We start from the raw sequence: 17893 nt of genomic DNA on the forward strand, positions 1-17893 counted from the left end.
ATGCCCAGATCCCGCTATGGCGGTTGCCCCTCTCCTGATGTGCCGCCCAAACTTTGCAGGCTGGACGGAGTGTGGTGGGGGCGCAGGAGGGAGTGTCGGCTCTCTTGGGGTTTGAGCCTTCAGTGACACGTTCCTCCATGCTCCCCCTGTGTGGGCCGGGGGCTGGGGGTTTGATACGCCGCCCCTGGCCGCTCTTACTCGTGCGAAGCGTGTAATAGTTGGTGTGTTTCCCTCCGGTGGCGGCGGGATGCCAGCATCGCGCCCATGCCGGTCATGCCGGTGGCCAGGGCAAGCAGGATGCCTTCCCCGCCTGCCTGGGGGAGCACGCCTGCAGGCAGGTACGTGTATCGGAGTGAGGTGTCGGTCAAGGTGCTTCCTGCACCGCCCATCGTGTAGTCCACGCTGACCGTGACCGTGCCTGGTTGGTGTGCGGGTGTGAGCACGGTGACGCTGTTGCTGTTGCTGATATGGTTCAGGTTCGTGGCAAGGCTGGTGTCGAACCTGGCGGCTGTGATCACCGGCTGCAGGGGGAACATCACCGACACAGGAACAGGATTCGGCTTCTCGCCACTAGTGGTGCCGTTGCCGAGCTGGCCATTGTTGTTTTGTCCCCATACTTTCGCGTATCCGTCAGTGCCGATTGCTGATGAAAAGTATCCTGCGCTGATTTGCACAGCATTCAGCCATGGTCCATCCGAGCTCGTGGACTGCGCGGAGGCGAACACCTTTACTGGGGTACTCTGATTGCTCGTGGTGTTGTTGCCGAGCTGGCCATAGTCGTTGCGCCCCCATGCCCAGGTGTTTCCGTTTGTGTCGACAGCTATCGAATGATTGGCTCCGGCGCTCACCTGCACGGCTGTCACTGTGCCCGTACTTGCGGGGTATTGCACACGCACGGGGACAGGATTTGCGACGTGTTCTCCGGTGCTGGTGCCGTTGCCGAGCTCACCATAGTTGTTGCGTCCCCATGACCATGTGTTCCCGTCCTCGTCGATGGCCAGCGCATGCCTAACGCCGGCGCTCACTTGGACGGCCTTCAGCCAGGGGCCCGCAGCAGCCGTGGACTTGCTGGAGGCGAACACGCGGCTGGGCGTGGGGTGGAAGACGGTGGTGCTGGTACCGTCGCTGGTGTTGTTGCCGAGCTGGCCGTTGGTGTTGTAGCCCCAGGCGTATACGTACCCGTCCTGGCCGATGGCCATGTCGAAGGACCATCGGGTGCTGATCTGCACGGCGTGGAAGACGCTGCTGGCATCCGAGGGGTCCTCGACCGTTGTGGGCACGGTCTGCGGGACAGTTGCGGGCAAGTTGGACGAGACGGCCCATGCGCTCTGGAAGCTGCCCCAGGTGTATACGGTGCCGTCGGCGGCCAATGCCATGGAGTTCCAGGCTCCTGCGGAGACCTGGATGGCTTTCAGCCCTTCGCCGGTGTTGTTGGGCCCGTGCACGCGCACGGGGGTTGACGAATTGGACTTGGTGTTGTTGCCGAGCTGCCCGCGGTTGTTATTCCCCCAGGCGTATACGTACCCGTCGCTGCCGATGGCCAGCGAATGATAGCCTCCGGCAACGACCTGCACGTAGGTGAAATCTGTGGGCGCGCCTTCAGGCTTTGGCACCGGGACGGGTGTGTTCTGCTGGGTAGTCGTGCCGTTGCCGAGCTGGCCATACTTGTTGTATCCCCAGGCGTAGGCGTTCCCGTCGCTGCCCACAGCCAGTGAATACCCCCCCGTCACATCAAACGGGGCGTATCCTCCGCCACTGACCTGGCTGAACCTGATGCCCCGGCTGGTGTCTGGAGGGGTGATGGTGGTGGTTTCCTTGCCGAACTGGCTGCCCCTGTCGGGGTTGATCTTCCATGTGTTGTCGGGGTCTTTGAAGGTCCAGTGGGCGGTGAGGGTGATGTTGTCGGTGACGGGCTTGCTGAAGTCGTAGGCGGTGTTGCCGGTGAACCATCCGTCGAACAGGAAGCCTTCGCGCGTCGGGTCGGGCGTGGGCCGTTGCACTCGCCCGTAGGGGTAGTCGACCTGTTGGGGTTGGGGCGCCGGGCTTCCTCCGGCTGTATTGAAGCTGACCGTGTAGGTGGAGCCTTCTCGGATGTCTCTGGTCAGCGGCTGGTCGACCGTGTAGTCGAGGCTTCTGGTGAAGGGCTGGCCGTCCTGACTGCCGGCGAGTGTGATGGTGGCTTGTCCGGGCGCGTGGGCGGGTGTGTCCGTCTGCCAGGCATCGTTGTTCCTGGTGAGTGTCAATGCCTGGCCGTCCATGCTGGCTGTTTCCAGGGTGGGTGCCTGGGTGGTGTCGAGCCGGGCTGGCTTGCCGGGCCGGCCCTGCTCGTCCAGGCTCCACGTGAACATGCCGCCTTGCCTGCTGATGGCGGTGACTCTGCTGCCGGTGCTTGCGGCCTGCGTGTATGGTTGGCTCCCGTCGTCCGCCCGGGTGGGTTTGCTGCCGGGCTCCCACGCCCAGACGCGGCCCTCCCTGTCGGTGATGATGGCCTGGTTCTTGTCTGCCGTGATCCTGCTTGCTGTCATGTCCTCCGGCAGGCTGTCGGCTGTCGGTTTTGTTGTGCTGTCGGCCAGGTAGTAGACCTGCCCGTCCTCGTTCAGGAGGAGGAACCCCTGGTCGAGGGCCTGGGCCTGGAGAATGCGCATGCCCGCGTCCTGCCTGACGCGTTCTGGTTCGGCTTTCCAGGTGTTGCTTGCGTCCCGGGTCCAGGCCTGCCCGTCGGAGTCCACGATGAGGATCCGGCTGTCGGAGGCGGCGGCGGTGACGGCCTGCGCCTGTCCGGGCAGGCTGGTCGTGGCCTGTTCGGCAGGCTTCGGGTTCGGATTCTGGCTGTCGGCCTGGTCGGTCTGGAAGGTGTGGACCCGGCCTTGTCGGTCCACAGCCAGCAGAAGGTCATCGTTCATGCTGATGCTGGTGAACCTGGTGTTCTGGTTGGCATCGAGGATGGTGGGTGTCGATTGTTCATTGTTCCAGGTGTAGATCTGCTGGTCGGATCCGAGTGCCGCCTGCCGTCGGCTGCCGGCTGCAACCTGCAGGTAGCGGAACCCGTCTGCAGCCTGGGCGGGGGTGGAAACCTGCTTGGGTGCGCCTTCCTGCGTCCAGGTGTGGATGCGCCCGTCGCCGGTCAGGCCGACTATGTGCTGTCCGGCGGCCTGGAGGCTGACAAATTGAGGTTCTTGATTTTTGGGCGGGCTGATGGTCAGCCGCGCCCCGGTGGCGGGACCATGGTCCGGGCTCAGCGTCCAGTCCGTGACCTTGGTCCACTGGGCTTTCAGGGTCGTGTCCTGGAGGATGGGGGTCCGGAAGTCAAAAGGCTGGCCGTCGAGTGTCCACCCGTCGAACCGGAAGCCCTCACGCTGCGGATTCCGTTGCGGGGGAGCGGCCAGGGTGCCGGTCTTCACTGTTGACTGTGTTGGCTTGCTGCCGTCGGCCGGGTCGAAGCGCACCGTTTGTGTGGCTTGTTCATCCGGCTTCTCTGCTGATTTGGCCGGAGCGGGGTCTGTGCTGCCGGGTGTTCCCGTCGTCGATGACGGGGTGCCCGGGCTTGCTGTCGGGCTTAATGGTGTGGTGGCTTGTATCGGCGATGGCGAGGGCAGTGGGGTGCTGGTTGCGCTGCTGGGGAGAATGCCGAGGGTTTGCTCAGCTACGCGAGGGGTCTGACGACCCCCCACCCCCCCGCTAACCGCAGGAGCATCCGCCTGGGCGGATGCGATGCCCAGGCCTGCCAGCAGGCCCAGCAGGACGGTCATCATCGCCAGGATTCGACGCAGACGGGTAACCATACGCATGAAACCAAAACCCCCCTCACCAACACCAGGCGGAATCAACGCCGCCTGCCTATTAAAGTTCTTCGTTCTTCCAGTCGAAAAACCGTTCTGTCTATCGATGCCCATCCTGCATCAAACAGCAGAGTCCAATGGCGGAAGCTAGTCGCCTTCTTGATATCCCCTGTCTCTCACCATACCACCCGGTCAGCAGAAAACAACACACGAGCCAGGTCAGCTCTTTGACGACAACGGATCTTTCGGCTGGGAAAAGCGTTTGTTCAAAGCAATTATCTGGTACTGGGAGCACAGACGAAGGCCGAGCGGACTTGGGCTCCATCCCCCCCCCCCCCTGGTCGGCGTGCCCAAGTTTCCCTTTCGAAGGCAGAAACGTGCCGTGCACGCCTGCTCTCAATTCTTGACTGCAGTATTTGGACAGTAGTGTGGTGGCGGAGGCGCAAGAGGGGTGAGTTTTAAGTGGCATTCCTCCGTGGGCCCCTGTTGTAAGCCGGGGGGGGGGGTGATTGATCTGCCTCCGGCCTGTCTTACTCGTGCGAGGTGTGCAATAGCCTGTGTCGTTCTCTCCTATGGCGAAGTGAAGCCAGCACCGCGCCCATGCTCGTCATGCCGGTGGCCAGGGCGAGCAGAATGCCCTCACCGCCGGCATGAGGGAGAACGCCTGCAGGCGTGTACGTATATCTGAGGGAGGTGACGGGACTTTGGGCTTTGCCGCCCAGCGTGTAGTCGACGCTGACCGTGACCGTGCCCGGCTGGTGCGGGGGTGTGAGCACGGTGACGCTGTTGCTGTTGCTTACAGGAGCCAGGTTCGTGCCGGGGCTGGTGTCGAACCTGGCAGCAGTGATCACCGGCTGCAGGTTGAACAACACCGACACAGGAATAGGATTCGCGCTATCGTCATTGTTGCTTATTCCGTTACCAAGCTGACCAGAAAAGTTGTTTCCCCACGCTCTTGTGTCCCCCCTCGAATCTATCGCTAGTGAATGCTTATATCCTGCGTTTAGTTGAACGGCTTTCAGCCATGGGCCTGCCGAGCTTGTGGATTGTGCGGAGTCGAATACCTTGACGGGAGAAAGCTGATCGTTCGTGGTACCGTTACCGACCTGACCATTGTCGTTCTGTCCCCATGCCCAAACGCTCCCATTGGTGTCTATGGCCATCGAGTGATAGATTCCGGCGCTCACCTGTGTGGCTTTCAGACTTGTGCTTGAGTCGTTCGGATTAATCCGTACCTGCTTGGGAAGAGGATTCGCGTTATAGTCGCTACTGGAGCCGTTGCCAATCTGACCATTCCGGTTGAATCCCCATGCCCATATTTTATTTTCCTCGTCGATGACCAGTGCATGCCATCCTCCGGCGCTCACCTGTAGGGCTCTCCACCCTCTGCCCGTATCCTGGGGGTAAGCAGGATTGGGTATGCGGCTGGGGGTTGAATGCACGGTAGTTGTATGAATTCCGTCGCTTGTGTTGTTACCGAACTGGCCGTTGGTGTTGTAACCCCAGACGTACACGTACCCGTCCTGGCCGATGGCAAGGTTGAAAGACCAGCTGGTGCTTATCTGCACGGCGTGGAAGACTCCGCTCGGATCTGAAGAGTCCTCCACCGTTGTGGGAATGGTTTGTGGGGTAGTGCCACTTGTGGTGTCATATCCTCTAGCTTGGCTTCCCCATGAGAACACCGTCCCGTCGATGCCCAACGCCATGGAGTTCCACATTCCCGCGCAGACCTGGATTGCTTTCAGGCCCTCGCCGGAGTTGCTTGCGCCATAGACGCGCACAGGGACAGAGGAATTCTTTGTGTTGTTGTTGCCGAGCTGTCCGTGGTTGTTGTTTCCCCAGGCGTATACGTATCCGTCGCTGCCTATGGCCAAGGAATGACTGGCTCCGGCACTGATCTGCATGTATGTGAAGTTCGCTGGTGCACCTGCAGGCTTTTTCACCTGCACGGGAGTAGTTTGATTGGTGTTTGTCCCATTCCCGAGCTGGCCATACATGTTGTTTCCCCAGGAGTAGGCGTTCCCATCGCTGCCCACAGCCAAGGAAAATGCAGCTGATGAGAAGTCCTTTACGTTACTTGAGCTGCTGGTTTGGTTGAATCTGATGCCCTGGCTGGTTGGCGGGGTGATGGTGGTGGTTTCGTGGCCGAGCTGGCTGCCTGTGTCTGGGTTGATTCTCCAGGTGTTGTTGGGGTCTTTGTAGGTCCAGTGGGCGGTGAGGGTGAGGTTGCTGGTGACGGGTTTGCTGAAGTCGTAGGCGGCGTTGCCGATGAACCATCCGTCGAACTGGTAGCCGCTGCGGGTCGGGTTTGGGTAGGGGCGCTGCACGCGTCCGAACGGGTAGGCGACCTGTTGGGCTTGGGGTGCCTGGCTTCCTCCTGCCGTGCTGAAGCTGATCTTGTAGGTGGAGCCGGGCTGGGCGGTTCGGGTCAGGGTCTGGTCGACCGTGTAGTCAAGGGTCCTGGTGAAGGGCTGGTTGTCCTGCCTGCCGGCGAGTGTGATGGTGACTGGTCCGGGCTGGCTTGCGGGCATTTCCGCCTGCCAGGAGCCGTCGGTCTTGATGAGCGTCAATGCTTGGCCGTCCAGGCTGGCTGATTCAAGAGTGGCCGCCTGGGTGGAGTCGACTTTTGCCGGCTTGTCCGGCTGGCCCTGGGTGTTGATGCTCCACTGGTATAGGCTGCCCTGCCTGTCTAGGGCGGTGATCCTGTTGCCGATGCGGACTGCTTGCATGTAGGGCTGGTTCCCGTTGTCGGCGCGCATGGGTGTCTCGCCGGGCTTCCAGGTCCAGATGTGGCCGTCCGTGCCGGTGGTGACGGCCTGGTTCTTGTTGACGGTGATCCGGCTGGCTTTCATGTTTTCCGGCAGGCCGGTGGTTGCTGGGCTCGTCTCGCTGTCGGCCAGGTGATGGGCCTGCCCCTTTGCGTCCAGGAGGAGGAACCCCTGGCTGAGGGCTTGGGCTTGGGTGATGCGCATGCCCTGGTCCTGCCTGATGCGTTCGGGCTTGACGTTGGCGGTCCTGCTTGTGTCCCACGCCCAGGCCTGCCCGTCCGTGTCCACGATGAGGGTCCGGCTGGGGGAGGCGACGGCCAGTGTCGCCTGGGCCTGTCCGGGCAGGCTGATCGTGGATTGCTCAGTGGGTTTCATGTTCCGGCTGTCGGTTTGGCCGGCTTGGAAGGCGTGGACCTGTCCCTGCTGGTCCACGGCCAGCAGTAGGTCGTCGCTTGTGCTGATGCTGGTGAACTTGGTGTTCTGCTTGGTGTCGAGGATGGTGGGCGTGGGCTGTTGGCCGGTCCATGTGTAGATGTGCTGGTCGGATCCTATTGCGGCCTGCCATTGGTTGCCGGTTGCGGTCTGCTGGTAGCGGAACCCGTCGGGGGCCTGGGCGGGGGAGGGAACCTGCTTGGGTGTGCCGTCCTGTGCCCAAATGTAGATGCGGCCGTCGCCGGTCAGGCCGGTAAACTGGTCCCCTGCGGCTTGGATGCTCATGTAGTAGGGCTCTTGCAGGCTGGGTGGGTTGATGGTCACCCGGGTGCCGGAGGCGGGCCCGTGGTCCGGGCTCAGCGTCCAGTCCGTGGCTTTGGTCCAACGGGCGGTCAGCCTCGTGTCCTGCAGGATGGGGGTCTGAAAATCGAAGGGTTGGCCGTCACGTGTCCACCCGTCGAACCGGAAGCCTTCGCGCACGGGGTTGTTTCCCGGAGGGGATGCGAGAGTGCCGGCTTTCACGGTCGCCTGGGTAGGAGTGTTGCCGTCGTCTGGGTCGAAGCGCACCGTGTGCGAAGCTTGACCGTCCGTCTTGCCGGATGGCTTGGCTGTAGAGGAGCTTGTGCTGTTGGTGGCGTCCTTCGGCGTTGACGGGACTGGGCTTGGTGCCGTGGGGTTCAGGGGTGATGCGGTTTGCAGTGGCGAGGGTGAAGGCAGGGGAGTGCTGGTTGTGCTGTTGGGGAGTGTGTCGGGGGTTTGCTCAGCTACGCGAGGAGTCTGACGACCCCCCCCCCCCCCGCTAAATACAGGAGTGTCCGCCGGACTGGCGGACACGACATCGTCCGCGTTGGCGGACGCGACACCCAGGCCTGCCAGCAGGCCCAGCAGGACGATCGCCGTCGCCGATGCACGACGCAGACGGGTACCCAGATGCATGAAATCAATCCCCTTCACCAATGCCAAGCGGTATCAAGGCCTCCTGCCTATCAGCATTAACGTCTTTCGAAGTCGATGAACCGTCGCTACTGTGGACGTTAACCGCCCCTAAAGCAAAAGCCAGCTATCTCCCAACATCCCCACTTTTCACTTTACCACCAAGCCAACAGAGAACGCACGAAATGCAGAAGCGCGACGGTAGGCCTTAAACAACAGCTGATCCCATCTTGCCTGGCAGATAGAATGAACAGACAACACGTCACGGCCGCTGATCGGCCGATAAGGAGCATGCCTATATGACCGGAAACGTCACCGACACCGTCATCACCCTCAACAATGGGGTCAGCATTCCCCAGCTGGGTCTCGGGGTCTTCCAAACGCCTGATGGCGAGGCCACCAGCCAGGCCGTCACCTGGGCTCTGCAGGCGGGCTATCGCCACATCGACACCGCCATGATCTACGGCAACGAGCAGTCCGTGGGGGAGGGCCTGCGTCGCTCCGGTGTCGACCGGCGGGATGTCTTTCTGACCACCAAGCTCTGGAATGACGACATCCGCGCTGGGCGGGCCAAGGAGGCCTTCAAGGAGAGCCTGGACCGGCTGGGCGTGGACTACCTGGACCTCTACCTGATCCACTGGCCCGCCAAGGGCTGGCAGCAGGCCTGGGAAGACATGGAAGAGCTCTACACCCAGCGACGGGTGCGGGCCATCGGGGTCTGCAACTTCCAGAAGCATCACCTGGACGAGCTGCACACCATCAGCGGCACCAAGCCGGCCGTCGACCAGATCGAGTCCTCGCCCCAGTTCGTCAACGGCGACCTGATCGACTACTGCCATGGCACCCTGCGTGTGGACGTGGAGGCCTACAGCCCCCTGGGCGGCACCGGCGGCAACCTACTGGCCGACCCCAGGCTCAAGGCCATGGCCGAGCGCTATGACCGCTCCCCGGCACAGATCGTGCTGCGTTGGCACCTGCAGCGCGGGGTCATCGTCATCCCCAAGTCCACCCACAAGGAGCGAATCGAGCAGAACGCACAGGTCTTCGACTTCGAGCTGAGCGACGAGGACATGAAGGCCATCACCGCCATGAACAGGGACGAGCGCACCGGTGCGGATCCCGACAACTTCGACTTCTGACATGGTGGTACAGGAGGAGACCCGACCTTGAAGGCGGGGCCTCCTCCTGGGACCCGGCGGAAGCCCCAACCCTTCCACCTGGCCTGGTTTCTATGGTAAAGGATTTGTGAGGATTCAGCTAATCGTTATTGCTGCTAATGGCCTCGTCGTCGGAGTCCTGCTCCTGGGGAGAACCTGAGATGTCGCGGTGGATGGACTGCATCTGCACCTCGATGTTCTGCAGGGAGCGGGCGCAGTCCAGCAGGGTCTGCGAATGCTCGGCCAGGCGGGCGTCGGGCAGGTCGGACTTGTAGCGCAGCTGGTGCTCCAGGGAGGCCCAATAGTCCATGGCGATGGTGCGGAACTGCACCTCGACCGGCGTGTAGTGGGGGCCCGAGGTCAGGAAGACCGGCACGGCGTAGATGACGTGCAGGCTGCGGTAGCCGTTCATCTTGGGGTTGCGGATGTAGTCCTTGACCCTCAGCACCTGGATGTCCGACTGGTCGGAGAGGTAGCGGGAGACCGAGTAGACGTCGTCCCGGTAGTTGCAGATGACGCGCACGCCGGCCACGTCGAAGATGTGATCGCGCACCGAGGGAATGGTGACGGGCAGGTTCTTGCGGTGCAGCTTGCCGATCAGGGAGTCCACGCTCTTGAGCCGACGCTCCATGTGGTGGATGGGGTTGTGGCTGAACCGGACCTGGAATTCGGTGTCCAGCACGTCCAGCTTGGTCGAAATCTCGTACATGGCCCCCTCGTAGGTCTGCATGAGATTGACGAACTCCGTTATCTCGTCGATGTCCAGCTTGGGACGGTCCTTTTCGTCCAGGTCGGACAGTCGCTGCTTCATTTCGGATGCGCTCATGGCACTGTTACGCTCGAGTATCACATGAACCTCCCATGCCGCCGTTCGTAACCATGACTTATGGTACGCACAGGCCCCGATGGCCGTGGGACCCGACCTGCGCATACAATCATGGCTTATGGAAGCAGGCGAGGGCATGAGCGTGACCGCTCAGCGTAAGGACAGCAGGGGCGTCTACTATGTGCGGACCCTGGGCTGCCAGATGAACGAGCATGATTCCGAGCGGATCGCCGGGGTGCTCCGGGCCCAGGGCTACCGGCAGGCTACGCCCGAGCAGGTACGCGCGCGCGAGGTGGACGTGATGGTGCTCAACACCTGCGCCGTGCGCGACAACGCCACCCAGCGCATGTACGGGACCATCGGGCGCTGGCACAGGTTCAAGCAGCACAAGCCCGACACGCGGATCGCCGTGGGCGGTTGCATGGCCCAGAAGGACCGGGAGCGGATCGTGAAGGCGGCGCCCTGGGTGGATGCGGTCTTCGGCACCAGGGACATCGGCTCGCTGCCCGGGCTTTTGGACAAGGCCCGCAAGGACGGGCGGCCCCAGGTGGGGGTTTCGCAGGAGCTGCGGGATCTGCCCGGGCGGCTGCCGGCGGTCAGGGCCTCGCGCTCGCAGGCCTGGGTGTCCATATCGGTCGGCTGCAACAACACCTGCACCTTCTGCATCGTGCCCTCGGTGCGCGGGCGGGAGCGGGACCGGTCCATGGAAGACATCCTGCAGGAGGTTGAGGACTGCGTGCGCTCCGGGGCCCGCCAGGTGACCCTGCTGGGGCAGAACGTCAACTCCTACGGCTGGTCCACGGGGGACCGCTACGCCTTCGCCCGGCTCCTGCGGGCCTGCGGCCGGGTGCCTGGGCTGGAGCGGATCCGCTTCACCTCGCCCCATCCGGCGGCCTTCACCGACGATGTGATCGCCGCCATGGCCGAGACGCCCACAGTCATGCACCAGCTGCACATGCCCCTGCAGTCGGGCTCCGACCGGATTCTGCGGGCCATGCGGCGCTCCTACCGGTCCCAGCGCTTTTTGCAGATACTGGATAAGGTGCGGGACGCCATGCCCGATGCCCTGATCACCACCGACATCATCGTGGGCTTCCCCGGGGAGAGCGAGGAGGACTTCCAGGCCACCATGGACGTGGTGCGCCGGGCGCGCTTCTCGTCGGCCTTCATCTTTGAGTATTCGCCGCGTCCGGGCACGCCTGCCGCGCGCATGCCGCAGCTGCCCAAGGCCGTGGTACAGGACCGGTTCGAGCGGCTGCAGGCCCTGCAGGAGTCCATCACCATGGAGCACATGCAGGCCTTTTTGGGCAAAGAGGTGGAGGTGTTGATCGGCGACGGGCACGGCCGGCACGACGGCAGCACCCATCGCGTGACCGGGCACGAGCGCACCGGGGTGCTGGTCCACGTCGGCGTGCCCCAGGGGATGCCTGCGCCAAAGCCCGGGGACCTGGTCACCTGCACCGTCACCCAGGCCGGGCCCCACTATCTGATCGCTGACCCGGATCCCCGGGCTGGGCAGGTCTATGACATCCGCTGAACCCCGCATCATCTCCATCGTGGGTCCCACAGCCTCGGGCAAGACCGCCCTGGGCGTGGCCCTGGCACAGGCTCTTGAGGCGCGCGGGCAGGAGGCACATATCGTCAATGCCGACGCCTACCAGATGTACCGGGGGATGGATGTGGGCACGGCCAAGCCTTCGGTAGGGGAGCGGCAGGCGGTGGTCCACCACCTGATCGACATAATCGAGCCGGAAGAGGCCATGAGTGTGGCCCGCTTCCAGGCCATGGCCCGGTCCCTGATAGCCGACCTGCGGGCCCAGGGAATCCGGCCGATCTTGGTCGGTGGCTCAGGGCTCTATACCCGGGCTGTCATCGACGATCTGTCCTTCCCCGGCACCGACCCGGCGGTCAGGGCCAGGCTGGAGGAGCGGGCCCAGGAGGAGGGACCCGGGCTGCTCTTCCGCGAGTTGCAGGAGCGGGACCCGGAGGCTGCGGCGCGGATGGACCCTCGGAATGTGCGGCGGACCGTGCGGGCTCTGGAGGTCATGGAGATCACCGGACGGCCCTATTCGGCCAGCCTGCCCCGGTACCGCTACCTGCTGCCCGCCCTGCAGCTGGGGCTGGACCTGCCCCGGGAGGAGCTGGACCGCAGGATCGACCAGCGCACCCAGGCCATGCGCGACCAGGGGCTGGTCGACGAGGTGAGCGGGCTGCGGAACCGCCTGGGGACCACGGCCTCACGCGCCCTGGGCTACCAGCAGATTCTGGACTACCTGGACGGCCGCACCGACCTGGATGCCGCCTTCGGTCTGATAGCGCAGAAGACCAAGCGCCTGGCCCGCAAGCAGATGGGCTGGTTCGGCCGGGACCCGCGCATCCACTGGCTGAATGCCCTGGCCCCGGACCTGGCCCTGCAGGCCCTGGACCTGGTGGACCGGGCCGACCAAGGCTGCTTCGACCAGGCGGACGCCCAGGCCGACCAGTCGGACCAGAGGAGGGTGACCAGACACCATCTGGGCGCGCTTTGACTTCAAGTACTTGAAGTTCCTAGGCTGAACGGGTATGACCACCATCACGCAGCCCCAGGCTGAACCCCAGACCGACCGAACCCAGAACGCCCAAACCCAGACTGCCCAGGGATCCGGGCCCTGGTACACCATCCGCCAGGCCTCGCTCATGTCGGGGATGCCGGAGACCACCCTGCGCTACTACGAGACCATCGGCATCATTCCGCCCATCGCCAGGGACCCCTCGAGCGGCCACCGCTGCTACAACCAGGAGGATCTGGACCTGCTGGAGACCATCTCCTGCCTGAGCGCCACGGGCATGTCCCTGGAGCACATGCGGGAGTATCTGGGCAACCGTGCGGCGGGAGCCGAGGCCGCCGGACGGCAGATCGAGCTCCTGGCCGAGCAGGGACGGCGGCTGGACCAGCGGATGGCCGGCCTGCGCGCGCGGAAGCGGTATGTGCAGCTCAAAATACGATACTGGGGGCGCGTCCGCGACCACGATCAGGCCGGGGCGACAGAACTGATCAACCAGAGTGCCCGGATCATCGAGGCCGCCAAGCGCAGCGGCAACGAGCGGCTGCCAAGCTGAGGTTGCCGGGCTGAGGCTGCCAACTCAGTGGGCCGGACCCTGGTCCCATCCGGCGATCAGAAATATTCGGGTTGGGTTGACCGGGCGGACCATGCCCGCAATCAAGGCCTGCAGGTCATCGGTGCTGCCCCGGAGCGCTCGTTGGATTGCCCGGCGGTGGGCGGTCGGATCAGCCCGTCCCCAGTTCAGGTCCCAGCCGGCATCGTGCGACAGGCGCGAGAGGAAGATGCGCAGGGTCATGCCGTCACAGTCAGCGAAGGGGTGCAGGTAGGAGAGCTCGTCGTAGTAGTGGGCCAGGCGCTCCACGAAGACCGGACGGTCCAGGCTGGCCAGGTTGCGTTCGGCTGCCAGCTCCTGGCCGATGGCCGCAGCCCCCTGCTCCAGCATGGTCGCCGGGTACAGACTGGTGCCGTCCTCCGGTTGAGGTCGGCGCAGCGCTCGCTCTTCCGGCTGGCCGGGCAGCAGTCGGCGGTGGATGGCCCGCAGCTCTGCAAGATCGCCCTCGGTCGCCCAGGGTCGCTGACAGACCAGGATGGTCCGCAGAAAGAGGGTATCCGTCGGGGCATCCGCCTTGGCCTCCAAGCGTCGGGCCTGGTCGGCCAGCGCCTCGGCCTGCTTTCTGCCCGCCATAAAGTCGCTGGCCGCCTGAAGGGCCCAAGGACCGGGCTGACGGTCATCCAGAAGCAGGTTGCGCAGGGCGAAGGCCACGGCGCTCTGACGTTCGGCTGGTGTCATGCCAACGATGCTAGCCCTGGCGGCCCCCGTCTGAAAGAGTTGTGCACACTGACCCGGCGGGCCCGATGCAGACCGGGGTTCTGGGTAGGCTGAAAGGGTTATGACACGTAAGCAGCAAGCAGACGCACGCGGTCGCGGCCGGACCGCATCCAAGGAAAGCCAAGACCCGGAACCCTTCTGGCACAAGGCCTTGCTGGCCCTGCCCCGGGGCCTGGGATCCCTGGTGCGTGCCGTGGCCGGCAAAAACGCTGACAACTCCGCCTACCGCAAGGACGGGCTCTGCTTCGTACTGGTCATTCTGGCCGTGCTTTTCTGCGCCAGCGAATGGTTCCGTGTGGACGGCTTCCTGGGGCGAGGACTGCACGCCCTGGCTGCGGGCGTTCTGGGGCTCTGCAGCATCATCCTGCCGGTGGTTCTGCTCTTTGCGGCCTTCCGGCTGGTCTGCTACACCGGTCGCGAGGCCGGCAACCTGCCTGTGGTGGGCGGCCTTATGGTGGTGCTCTGGTCGGTCTGCTCCATTCTGGACGTGCTCATGGCCTCGGATTATCGCGGCTTCGACATGAGGGCCATCAGCGATTCAGGCGGCCTTCTGGGGTTCTTCCTGGGGTCGCCCCTGGCCTGGGGGCTGTCCAAGGTCTTTGCCGTCATCATCTTCGTCCTCGTGGCCATTTTCGGCTTCTTCATCACCTTCAGATTCCATATGAGTGATCTGGTCGCCTCGCTGCGCGGGAAGAGGACCCATGCCGCCAGCTCGGCTCCGGCGCAGACCGCCCCCAACGAGGTCCGGCTGGGGGACGACACCCTGCCCTTGGCGCCCGGCGTGCCAACACACGAGGAGCAGGACCAGGAGGATGCCCAGAACTCCGGCAGGGGCGGGGTGGCCGGTTGGTTCAGCCGCTTGCTGCATGGCCGCATCGGCAAGGATACAGACACCCATCTGGAGCGTTACGAGGCTGACGAGCCCTTCTCCCAGGCGGCTTCTCTTGAAGGGGCTGACCAGGGTGATCAGTCGGCGCAGGGTTCCGAAACTGACCAGGTGTCCACGCAGAACATGCCTGCGGTGGAGGCCCCGGCCACAGCTGCCCTCCTGGATGCCAGGGAGCAGGGGCATCCCAAGGTGGATCCGGCTGCCCTGTCCGGCGTGGGGGCTTCGGACCCTTGGGCCGCTGCCGCAGCAGCAGCCGACACCGTCCAGATGGACGCCCAGCCCGCTCCGGGAGCAGGAAACCAGACGGCTGGAGCCCAGGGTACGGGAGCCCAGGATGCCGGCGCATCAGGCTCCTCCGATGAGCGCCAAGCGGACGAGAGTCGGCCCTACGTGCTGCCCAGCACGGATCTGCTGGTCAAGGGCAAGCCCCACGCGGTCAGGACCTCGGCCAACGACGCGGTCATCAAGGCTCTGCAATCGACCTTCCAGCAGTTCGATGTGGACGCCAAGGTGGTCGGCTTCCTGCGCGGCCCTTCGGTCACCCAGTACGAGGTGGAGCTGGGCCCGGGCGTCAAGGTGGAGAAGGTCACCAACCTTCAGCGCAACATCGCCTACGCGGTGGCCAGCTCGGACGTGCGCATCCTGTCGCCCATCCCCGGAAAGTCGGCCATCGGCATCGAGATTCCCAACGTCGACCGCGAGATCGTCCACCTGGGCGACGTGCTGCGCTCCGACAAGGCCCAGCAGGACGACAACCCCATGATGACCGCCGTGGGCAAGGACGTGGAGGGCCACTATGTGACCGCCGACCTGACCAAGATGCCCCACCTGCTGGTGGCCGGCGCCACGGGCTCGGGCAAGTCCAGCTTCATCAACTCCATGCTGGTTTCGCTGATCATGCGGGCCACGCCGGAACAGGTCCGCCTGATCATGGTGGACCCCAAGCGCGTGGAGCTGAGCGCCTACGCCGGCATCCCCCACCTGCTCACGCCCATCATCACCGAGCCCAAGAAGGCCGCCCAGGCCCTGGAGTGGGTGGTCAAGGAGATGGACGCCCGCTACGACGACCTGCAGTTCTTCGGATTCCGGCACATCAAGGACTTCAACAAGGCCGTGCGCGAGGGCAAGGTCCACGCTCCGGCAGGCTCCAATCGCAAGGTGGCTCCTTATCCATATCTGGTCGTGGTGGTCGACGAGATGGCCGATCTGATGATGGTGGCCAAGAACGACGTGGAGAGCTCCATTCAGCGGATCACCCAGCTGGCGCGTGCCGCTGGTGTCCACCTGGTCCTGGCCACCCAGCGGCCCTCGGTGGACGTGGTCACCGGCCTGATCAAAGCCAACATCCCCTCCAGGCTGGCCTTCGCCACATCCTCCTCAACGGATTCCAGGGTCATTCTGGATGCCACCGGCGCCGAGACCCTGATAGGCCAGGGCGACGCCCTCTTCCTGCCCATGGGCCAGGCGAAGCCCACCCGCGTCCAGGGAGCATGGGTCTCCGAGTCCGAGATTCGCAAGGCGGTGGATTATGTGCGCACCCAGCGCAAGCCCCACTACCGCGAAGACATCGAGCAGATGGCCGACAAGGCTGACCACAAGAACGAGATCCAGGAGGAGATCGGCGACGATATGGACGAGCTGCTCCAGGCGGCCGAGCTGGTGGTGACCACCCAGTTCGGGTCCACCTCCATGCTCCAGCGCAAACTGCGTGTGGGCTTCGCCAGGGCGGGGAGACTGATGGACCTGCTGGAGTCGAGGGGAATCGTAGGGCCATCGGAGGGTTCCAAGGCCCGCGAGGTGCTCATCCAACCGCCGCAGCTGCAGCAGGCCCTGGCCTTCATCAGAGGCGACGCCACCTCCATGGATTCCACCCCGGATGAGCAAGCGCAGGGCTGAACATCGGCCCAAAAAGCTGGGCCTGGTCTACCGTTATGATGAAACTGCCGCCCGGCATGTGTTGTTGGACGGCCCGAGCGCACGAGTATCGCGTATAAGGAGTGGCAATGCAGGAGCATGCCGAGTCAGAGACCGGTCGTGAGAGGCGCAGGCTTCTCGAAGGATGGAATTCACCCCCAAACCTGGTCACCTACACCCGTATCCTCCTGGTCCTGGTCTTCATCGTCCTGGATCTGATGGCCGGTCCCTGGGGCGAGCGCAGGCCTGGCATGCGGTGGACCGCCGCCGTGCTCTTCATCCTCGCCGCTTCGACCGACAAGCTGGACGGGTGGCTGGCCCGCCGGTACAACCAGGTGACCGAGCTGGGCAAACTCATGGATCCCATCGCCGACAAGCTGCTGATCTGCTCGGCGCTGATCGTGGCCTCCGTCTTCGGCGAGCTCTGGTGGTGGGTCACCCTGCTCTTCCTGGTGCGGGAACTGGGCATCACCCTGCTGCGGGTCCTGGTCATCAACAAGCAGGGACGGGTCATCGCCGCATCCCGGGCCGGCAAGTATAAGACCTTGTTTGAATGCATCGGCCTGGGCATGCTGATGGTGCCCCTGTCGCCGGTCTGGCCCTGGTACCTGGTGGCCACCCGTGTGGTCATCCTTGTGGCCCTGGCCCTCTGCCTTTACTCGGGAGCTGAATACGTGATAGGGATGCGGCGATGATCGGCAAGAGTGTGCAGGGCCGTTGCGACGACCTGGCTGGACGGATCATCGACACCTGTCGTGATTCGGGCCTGCTGCTGGCCGCTGCCGAATCGCTGACCGGGGGACTGCTGGCCGATGCCTTCGTCAGGATTCCCGGGGCGTCAGACGTCTTCCTCGGATCGGCCGTCACCTACGACATCGCCGCCAAGGCCGCCATTCTCAAGGTGGACCAGGACCTGCTAGCCACCCAGGGTGCGGTTCATCCACGGGTCGCCCAGGAGATGGCTGAGGGCACGGCCAGGCTCTACACCAGGCCGGCGCACGAGGATACGGTCATAGGCATGGCCACTACCGGTGTGGCCGGTCCAGGCCCTGACGGGGATGATCCTGCCGGGCTGGTCTACATCGGTCTGGCCCTGCCTGTTCGTGTGTTGGGTCGACGTATAGAGACCGGCCTTCAGTCCCACGCCTACCGCACCTATGCATACGAGCTGCATCTGGACGGCGACCGTGAGCAGGTGCGTCGGGGCACGGTCATGCGGATTCTGGACCAGCTGGATCGGGCCCTGCATTCGCGCGGCTGACGGCCTGATACGGTAGGTCGCTTTTACGGTTTTACAGCTTCTGCAAGTCGATGCAGGGCTT

General features: G+C 64.0%; 11 protein-coding genes. 7 read left to right on the top strand and 4 right to left on the bottom strand.

Translation table 11 applies throughout. The features are described from left to right. Nucleotides 1–194: 194 nt before the first annotated feature. Together ACNAOV_RS03090 and ACNAOV_RS03095 are read right to left on the bottom strand one after the other, a co-directional pair. A complete protein-coding gene (locus ACNAOV_RS03090; protein WP_416517918.1) occupies nt 195–3788 on the bottom strand; it encodes an InlB B-repeat-containing protein in 3594 nt (1197 codons plus the stop codon). A 521-nt stretch (nt 3789–4309) separates the two neighbouring features. Further along, a complete protein-coding gene (locus ACNAOV_RS03095) occupies nt 4310–7915 on the bottom strand; it encodes an InlB B-repeat-containing protein (protein WP_416517919.1) in 3606 nt (1201 codons plus the stop codon). Nucleotides 7916–8211: 296 nt separating this feature from the next. On the opposite strand from ACNAOV_RS03095, the gene ACNAOV_RS03100 reads away from it, so the two are divergent. Continuing rightward, nucleotides 8212–9051: an aldo/keto reductase gene (locus tag ACNAOV_RS03100; RefSeq protein WP_198206407.1), complete on the top strand. Its 840-nt coding sequence runs from the start codon at nt 8212–8214 to the stop codon at nt 9049–9051. A 118-nt stretch (nt 9052–9169) separates the two neighbouring features. On the opposite strand, the gene ACNAOV_RS03105 is transcribed toward ACNAOV_RS03100, so the two are convergent. Next, on the bottom strand, nt 9170–9880 hold the full coding sequence (locus tag ACNAOV_RS03105; RefSeq protein WP_045935247.1) for a GTP pyrophosphokinase: 711 nt from the start codon (nt 9878–9880) through the stop codon (nt 9170–9172). Nucleotides 9881–10013: 133 nt separating this feature from the next. On the opposite strand from ACNAOV_RS03105, the gene miaB reads away from it, so the two are divergent. Genes miaB through ACNAOV_RS03120 form a run of 3 tightly spaced genes read left to right on the top strand, consistent with a single transcriptional unit; the run spans nt 10014 to nt 12994 of the window. After that, entirely contained in the window at nt 10014–11432 is a 1419-nt protein-coding gene (gene miaB, locus ACNAOV_RS03110; protein WP_416517920.1) for a tRNA (N6-isopentenyl adenosine(37)-C2)-methylthiotransferase MiaB, read from the top strand. After that, the gene (gene miaA / locus ACNAOV_RS03115) at nt 11419–12423 is read left to right on the top strand and encodes a tRNA (adenosine(37)-N6)-dimethylallyltransferase MiaA (RefSeq protein ID WP_416517921.1); all 1005 of its coding nucleotides are present in this window, start codon (nt 11419–11421) and stop codon (nt 12421–12423) included. Before miaB ends, miaA begins: the two co-directional genes overlap by 14 nt. A gap of 34 nt (nt 12424–12457) precedes the next feature. Then, a complete protein-coding gene (locus ACNAOV_RS03120; protein WP_416517922.1) occupies nt 12458–12994 on the top strand; it encodes a MerR family transcriptional regulator in 537 nt (178 codons plus the stop codon). A 24-nt stretch (nt 12995–13018) separates the two neighbouring features. Here the strand turns inward: ACNAOV_RS03120 and ACNAOV_RS03125 are convergent, their stop codons facing one another. Next, nucleotides 13019–13729 (bottom strand): Fic family protein, encoded by a 711-nt coding sequence (locus tag ACNAOV_RS03125; RefSeq protein ID WP_416517923.1) that lies wholly within the window; start codon nt 13727–13729, stop codon nt 13019–13021. A 100-nt stretch (nt 13730–13829) separates the two neighbouring features. Here ACNAOV_RS03125 and ACNAOV_RS03130 point away from each other — a divergent pair, with 100 nt between their 5' ends. From ACNAOV_RS03130 to ACNAOV_RS03140, 3 genes are all read left to right on the top strand, one after another. Continuing rightward, nucleotides 13830–16553, top strand: coding sequence for a DNA translocase FtsK (locus tag ACNAOV_RS03130; RefSeq protein WP_416517924.1), 2724 nt, complete (start codon nt 13830–13832; stop codon nt 16551–16553). Nucleotides 16554–16660: 107 nt separating this feature from the next. Continuing rightward, a complete protein-coding gene (gene pgsA, locus ACNAOV_RS03135) occupies nt 16661–17266 on the top strand; it encodes a CDP-diacylglycerol--glycerol-3-phosphate 3-phosphatidyltransferase (RefSeq protein ID WP_416517925.1) in 606 nt (201 codons plus the stop codon). Then, entirely contained in the window at nt 17263–17832 is a 570-nt protein-coding gene (locus ACNAOV_RS03140) for a CinA family protein (RefSeq protein ID WP_416517926.1), read from the top strand. The genes pgsA and ACNAOV_RS03140 overlap by 4 nt, the downstream gene beginning before the upstream one ends. Nucleotides 17833–17893: the final 61 nt, after the last annotated feature.

This window comes from Bifidobacterium asteroides (assembly GCF_048001765.1).
GTDB lineage: Bacteria > Actinomycetota > Actinomycetes > Actinomycetales > Bifidobacteriaceae > Bombiscardovia > Bombiscardovia asteroides_K.